Genomic DNA, 6,743 nt, shown 5'->3' on the forward strand with positions numbered 1-6,743 from the left:
GCCGTCCGTCAATGTCCCCAGGCGGCCCTCGGGCCGCCGGGGCGGACACGCGACCGTGTGGCCGGCCAAAGATCGGTCAAGTATTCTATCGACCTATCTATTCGGAACTTGAATTCCGTTTGCCGATCACGCGCCGCCTTTCCGCGACGGCGATGGCCAGCGCCGCGGCCAAGGTCGTCGCAGCAGCGAGCGTGCGGAATCCCTCGAAGTCGCTCTCGACGATCTCGAACCAGACGCTGGTGTTCAACGCCAGCGGGCTGAACGGGCTGTCGGTGATCGCGACCAGCGGCGTGTTCTGGCTCACGACCTGGCGGGTGTATTCGACCGTCGCCGGCGCGTAGGGCGTGAAGCTTACTGCGAGCGCAGCGTCGCGTGGGCCGGCGAAGGACAGGATTTCCCTGTCGACGCCGCTCGGCGAGCCGGCGAGCGTCGTCCTGACGCCGAGCGTGCCCAGAGCGTAGTTCAAATAGGACGTAATCGGGTACGACCGCCTGAGACCGATGAGATAGACCGTGTCGGCGTCGGCGAGGATTCGCGCCGCCTCGTCCAGGTCTTCCGGTTTGATCCGCTCCTTGAACCTTTCGACCGATTGAATCGCCGCCTGGCTGAACCCGTCGATCAGCGCCATCGCCTGCGAATGGCCGGCGGTGTGCGCGTCGAACGCCTGAAGGCGGGCTTCATAGTTGTTCGGCCGGTCGCGCAGCCGCTGCTGGAACACGGCCTGGAGTTCGCTGAATCCGCTGTAGCCGAGCGCCTTGGCGAAGCGCACCAAGGTGGACGGCTGAACGGCCGCCCGCTCCGATATGCTGCCGACCGTTCCGAACGCGATATCGTCCGGAAATTCGATCGTGTAGGCTGCAACCTGCGCCAGTCTCCTCGGCAGCTTGTCGCGCTTTTCGACGATCAGGTCGCGCAGTTCGTTGAACGCTTGCGGGGGGACGTCGGTGAACGCTTCCGTCATCGGTGTTTCTCTCGGCCCGGCATCAGGCGAAGGCAAGCAGGAGAATAGCCGAAATCCGCCCGATTGCAAAACGAAACTGTTGACGATCGAAGAAAATAGAATATAAGTTCCATCAAGAGATCTTTCGGGCGGATCGCGCGGACAACCGATGCGGCAGGCCGAGAAGGCCTCCGGACGACAAGGGTCCGAGGGCGGGGCGCGCGGTGGAGAAACTTCGCGCCCCAAATCCGGGTGGAGACGGAGACTGAGATCATGACACTGAAGTTGGGGCTCCTGGGCGCTGGCCGCATCGGCAAGGTCCATGCAGGGGCGGTCGCCGCGACCTCCGGCGCCAAGCTTGTCGCCGTCGCCGACGCCATCCCCGACGCGGCGCAAGCGCTCGCCAAGATGAGCGGCGCGGAGGTCCGTGCGGTGGACGCGATCATGAACGCCAAGGATATCGACGCGGTGTTGATCACAACGCCGACCGACCTGCACGCCGACATGATCGAACAGGCGGCCCGGGCCGGAAAGGCGATCTTCTGCGAAAAGCCGATCGACCTTTCGGTCGAGCGCGTCCGGCGCTGCCTTGATGTCGTGCGGGCGGAAAAGGCGCCGCTCATGATCGGCTTCAACCGCCGCTTCGATCCGAACTTCCGGGAGGCGCGCGCCCGGATCGCCGCCGGGGCGATCGGCGACGTGGAAATGGTGTCGATCACCTCGCGCGACCCCGCGCCCCCTCCGCTGGCTTATCTGGCGCGGTCGGGAGGCCTGTTTCGCGACATGACGATCCACGATTTCGACATGGCGGCATTCCTGCTTGGCGAGGACCCTATCACCATGTTCGCCGCGGCTTCGAACCTGGTCGACCCGGCGATCGGCGCCGCGGGCGACGTCGACAGCGCCTCGCTCGTACTGACCACCAAGTCGGGGAAGATCGCGCAGATTTCCAATTCGCGGCGGGCGACCTACGGCTACGACCAGCGTATCGAGGTTCATGGGTCCAAGGGCATGGTTTCGGCGGAAAACGTCCGCGAGACCACCGTGGAAGTGGCGGACGCCAGCGGCTATCGCCGCGACCCGCTCTTGAATTTCTTCATGACGCGTTACACGCAGGCTTACGCCAACGAGATCGCGGCCTTCATCGCCGCAGTCGAAGCCGGCCGTCCGATGAGCCCGTCCGGTGAGGACGGACTGAAGGCGCTCGTCATGGCGGACGCGGCGCTGAAATCGCTGAAGGAAGGCCGCCGGGTCGAGATCGTCTACTGATCGGAGGCCCGGAGCGTCGGTCTTCCCGGCGCCCGGGTCCCGCTGGCTCGAGGTCGGCCGGGTCGGACAGGACGCCGACCGGCCATGAGCGCCGGCGAGTTCGGCGAGAGAGGGATGACGGGCCGCGAGACCATGGAAAAGACGCTCGACCTGATCTCCATCGGCCGCTCTTTGGTCGACCTTTACGGCCAGCAGATCGGCAGCCGGCTCGAAGACATCGGAAGCTTCGCCAAATCGGTCGGCGGCTGTCCCGCCAACATCGCCATCGGCGCGGCGCGCCTGGGCCTCAAGTCGGCGCTGATCACGCGGGTGGGCGCCGAGCAGATGGGCGGCTTCATCCGCGAGCAACTCGTCCGCGAGGGCGTCGCCATCGATGGCGTTCGTGTCGATAGCGAGAGGCTCACGGGCCTGGTTCTGCTCGCGGTCGAGAGCGATGGCGTCTCGCCGATGACTTTCTACCGCTCCGACTGCGCCGACATGGCGCTGGACGAGAGCGACATCGACGAGGACTTCATCGCCCGAACCCGTGCGATCGTCGTGACCGGCACGCATTTCTCCAGGCCGCCCGCCGCCGCGGCGCAGGCGAAAGCCATCGCGCTCGCCAAAAAGCATGGCGGGAAGGTCGTGTTCGACGTCGACTATCGTCCGAACTTATGGGGCCTCGGCAGTCATGCGGCCGGTTTCGAGCGCTACGTGAAGTCGGACGTCGTGTCGGCGCGCCTCAAGCCCGTTCTCGCCGACTGCGACCTGATCGTCGGCACGGAAGAGGAAATCATGATCGCCGGAGGCGCCGACAGCGTGCTGGACTCGCTGAAGGCTATTCGCGCGATCTCCAGCGCGACCGTCGTGCTGAAGCGCGGCGCCAAGGGGTGCATCGTCTACGACGGGCCGATTGCCGACGATCTCGAAGCCGGCATCGTCGGCAGGGGATTCCCGATCGAAGTGTTCAACGTGCTCGGGGCCGGCGACGCCTTCATGTCGGGCTTCCTGCGCGGATGGCTCAGGGGCGAGGACCATGCGACCTCGGCGACCTGGGCCAACGCCTGCGGGGCGTTCGCGGTTTCGCGCCTGCTCTGTTCGCCGGAATATCCGACCTGGGCCGAACTGGAGCATTTCCTCGCTCACGGCAGCCGCGAGCGGGCGCTGCGCAAGGACGCGACCCTGAACCATATCCACTGGGCGACGACGCGCCGGAAGACAATTCCGCAATTGATGGCGTTCGCCATCGATCATCGCATCCAGTTGGAGGACTTGGCGCCGGACGAGGCGGCGCTGGCGCGGATTCCCGCTTTCAAGGTTCTCGCTGTTCGCGCCGCGCGCCGTGTCGCCAACGGGCGTCCCGGATTCGGGATGCTGCTGGACGACAAGTATGGCCGTGACGCGCTGTTCGCCGCCGGCGCCGGACAGGACCTGTGGGTGGCGAGGCCGGTCGAACTGCCCGGCTCCCGCCCGCTTGAGTTCGAGTTCAGTCAGGATCTCGGCAGCCGGCTGATCGACTGGCCGGTGGATCACTGCGTGAAGGTACTGTGCTTCTACCATCCGGACGATGACGCGGCGCTGAAGCGCGAGCAGACGGTCAAGCTCGTCTCGGCCTTCGAGGCCTCGCGCAAGGTCGGTCGCGAGATCCTGATCGAGATCATCGCCTCCAAGTCCGGCCCGCTTCTCGAAGACACGGTCTCGCGGGCGCTTTCCGAGCTTTATGACGCGGGCCTCAAGCCCGACTGGTGGAAGCTCGAGCCGCAGGCGTCGGTCGCCGCCTGGCGGGCTACCGATGACGTTATCGCCGCGCGCGATCCACTCTGCCGCGGCGTGGTGCTGCTCGGACTCGAGGCCCCGATCGAGACGTTGAAGGAAAGCTTCGCCGCCGCCCGGACGGCCGAGAGGGTCCGGGGCTTTGCGGTCGGACGAACGATTTTCGCCGAAGCAGCCGAGCGCTGGCTCAACGGCAGGATCGGCGACGAGACGGCGGTCGACGAGATGGCCGCGAAGTTCGGTGAACTGGTCGACCTCTGGCTCGCGCTGGAAAGCCGGCGGGCGGCTTGATGAGGACGGAAGGGCCGGAGGTTCTGGTGGAGAACGTTCGATGGCCGAAACCGACACGGGTCGGGAGGGAAGGATCATGATCGGCAAGACGGTGCGCCTCACGGTTGCGCAAGCGCTGGTGCGGTTTCTGACGAAGCAGATGACGGCGATCGACGGCGAGAAGCTGCCGATTTTCGCCGGATGCTGGGCGATCTTCGGCCACGGCAACGTGGCGGGCCTCGGCGAGGCGCTTTATCAGGCGCGCGACAGCCTTCCCACCTATCGCGCTCACAACGAGCAGGGCATGGCGCTGGCCGCGACCGCCTACGCCAAGGCGATGTTCCGCCGCCGCTTCATGGCCTGCACGACCTCGATCGGCCCCGGCGCGCTGAACATGGTGACCGCGGCGGCGGTCGCCCATGTCGACCGGCTGCCGCTCCTGCTTCTGCCCGGCGACGTCTTCGCCAGTCGCCTGCCGGACCCGGTGCTGCAACAGATCGAGGACTTCAAGGACGGCACGGTCTCGGCCAACGACTGCTTCCGACCGGTGTCGCGCTATTTCGACCGGATCGCCCGCCCGGAGCAGCTGATCCCGGCGCTGCAACGCGCGATGAATGTGCTCACCGATCCGGCCGACTGCGGTCCGGTGACGCTGGCGATGTGCCAGGACGTTCAGACCGAAGCCTACGACTGGCCGGAGAGCTTTTTCGCCGAAAGGGTCTGGACGCAGCGCCGCATTCGTCCCGATGAGGACGAACTCGCCGCGGCCGCCGCCGCGCTCAAGTCGGCGAAGCGGCCGATGATCATCGCGGGCGGCGGCGTGCTGTATTCCGGGGCCTCCGCCGAGCTCACGGCCTTCGCCGAGACGCACGGGATCCCGGTCGCCGTCAGCCAGGCCGGCAAGTCGTCGATCGACGAGACTCACCCGCTCGCCCTCGGCGCCGTCGGCGTCACAGGAACTTCGGCGGCCAACGCGCTCGCCGCGGACACCGATCTGGCGCTCGCCGTCGGAACGCGCCTGCAGGACTTCACGACAGGCTCGTGGGCGCTTTTCAAGTCCGACGATTTCCGGATCGTCGCGCTCAACACCGCGCCCTACGACACCGCCAAGCACGAGGCTCAGCCGCTGATCTGCGACGCCAAGGTCGGGCTGACGGAGCTTTCCGAGGCGCTTCGAGGCTGGAAGGCCGACCCGCGCGTGGCCGAACGCGCCCGACAGGAGAAGGCGACCTGGTTCGAAGCCGCGGGACGGGCGCTCGCCTCAACCAATTCCGAGCTGCCGTCGGACGCCCAGGTCATCGGCGCGGTTGCCCGCACGCTCGGCGCCGACAACACCATCGTGGTCAACGCCGCCGGCGGCCTGCCGGGCGAACTGCACAAGCTGTGGGTTCCGACCACGCCGGGCGCCTATCACATGGAATACGGCTTCTCGTGCATGGGCTACGAGATCGCCGGCGGCATGGGCGTCAAGATGGCCCGGCCGGACAAGGACGTGGTCGTCATGGTCGGCGACGGCTCCTACATGATGATGAACTCGGAGATCGCGACGTCGGTCAGCCTCGGCCTCAAGCTCATTATCGTCGTGCTCGACAACCACGGCTTCGGCTGCATAAACCGCCTGCAGATGGAGACCGGCGGCGCCAACTTCAACAACCTCTGGAAGGACTGCGCCATGGTCGCTGAGCCGGACATCGACTTCGCCAGGCACGCCGAGAGCATGGGCGCGATCGCGACCAAGGTCTCGGCGATCGGCGAGCTCGAGCCGGCGCTCGAGGCGGCGAGGGCCAACGACCGCACCACGGTCCTGGTGATCGAGACCCATCCGCTGATCGTCACCGAGGCCGGCGGCCACTGGTGGGATGTTGCGGTTCCTCAGGTGTCGGCGCGCCGCGAGGTGGAAGAGGCGCGCGAGAAATACGAGACCGCCCGCCGTCATCAGCGGGTGTTCAACTGAGTGAAGGCCGCGAGGTTAAGGAGAAGGCTATGTCTGAACTGCGCGTGAGGCCGAAGGGCGCCCATGGCCTCGTTGCCGAGGTGACGCCGCAAAGCGCCGGCTGGGGCTACGTGGGCTTCGCCCTTCACCGCCTGGAGCCCGGCCAAAACCTCGCCGCCGAGACCGGGTCGCGCGAGGTCTGCCTCGTGCTTATATCGGGCAAGGCGAAGCTTGCGATCGACGGCAAGGATTTTGGAGCGATTGGCGAGCGCATGAGCCCGTTCGAGGGGCCGCCATGGGCCGCTTATATCCCGGCTCGCGGCCGCTACTCCATCACCGCACTGACGACGCTCGAACTCGCCGTGTGCTCGGCCCCGGGCGGCGCCGGACACCCGGCCAAGCTGATCCCGCCGGGCACGCATCCGCAGATCGTCCGCGGCAAGGGCTCCAACACGCGGCATGTCACCAACATCATGCCCGAGGACGACGGCTCGGCCCAGTCGCTGCTCGTGGTCGAGGTCATCACGCCGGGCGGCAACACCTCGTCCTACCCGCCGCACAAGCACGACCGCGACGACC

Annotated in this window: 5 protein-coding genes; 4 read left to right on the top strand and 1 reads right to left on the bottom strand. The window is 66.7% G+C overall.

What is annotated here, in order from left to right:
- Positions 1 to 97 precede the first annotated feature (97 nt).
- Entirely contained in the window at positions 98 to 961 is an 864-nt protein-coding gene (locus ACLP25_RS24145; protein WP_442471663.1) for a MurR/RpiR family transcriptional regulator, read from the bottom strand.
- A 252-nt stretch (positions 962 to 1,213) separates the two neighbouring features.
- Between ACLP25_RS24145 and iolG the strand changes: the two genes are divergently transcribed.
- The 4 genes from iolG to ACLP25_RS24165 all read left to right on the top strand — a co-directional run.
- Positions 1,214 to 2,209 carry an inositol 2-dehydrogenase gene (iolG, locus tag ACLP25_RS24150; RefSeq protein ID WP_442471664.1) on the top strand — a complete coding sequence of 332 codons (996 nt, stop codon included), beginning with the start codon at positions 1,214 to 1,216 and terminating at the stop codon, positions 2,207 to 2,209.
- Positions 2,210 to 2,293: 84 nt separating this feature from the next.
- Complete coding sequence (locus ACLP25_RS24155) at positions 2,294 to 4,252, top strand: bifunctional 5-dehydro-2-deoxygluconokinase/5-dehydro-2-deoxyphosphogluconate aldolase (protein WP_442471665.1); 1,959 nt, start codon at positions 2,294 to 2,296, stop codon at positions 4,250 to 4,252.
- A gap of 79 nt (positions 4,253 to 4,331) precedes the next feature.
- On the top strand, positions 4,332 to 6,185 hold the full coding sequence (gene iolD / locus ACLP25_RS24160) for a 3D-(3,5/4)-trihydroxycyclohexane-1,2-dione acylhydrolase (decyclizing) (protein ID WP_442471668.1): 1,854 nt from the start codon (positions 4,332 to 4,334) through the stop codon (positions 6,183 to 6,185).
- A gap of 29 nt (positions 6,186 to 6,214) precedes the next feature.
- Positions 6,215 to 6,743, top strand: a 529-nt coding sequence (locus ACLP25_RS24165) for a 5-deoxy-glucuronate isomerase (protein WP_442471666.1), incomplete at its 3' end; no start/stop codon positions are given.

This window comes from Roseiarcus sp., assembly GCF_052145395.1.
Lineage (GTDB): Bacteria > Pseudomonadota > Alphaproteobacteria > Rhizobiales > Beijerinckiaceae > Roseiarcus.

Bases quoted from the DNA above. Each gene is read 5' to 3' on its own strand.
- ACLP25_RS24145 (WP_442471663.1), bottom strand. From the start codon at position 961: ATGACGGAAGCGTTCACCGACGTCCCCCCGCAAGCGTTCAACGAACTG.
- iolG (WP_442471664.1), top strand. From the start codon at position 1,214: ATGACACTGAAGTTGGGGCTCCTGGGCGCTGGCCGCATCGGCAAGGTC.
- ACLP25_RS24155 (WP_442471665.1), top strand. From the start codon at position 2,294: ATGAGCGCCGGCGAGTTCGGCGAGAGAGGGATGACGGGCCGCGAGACC.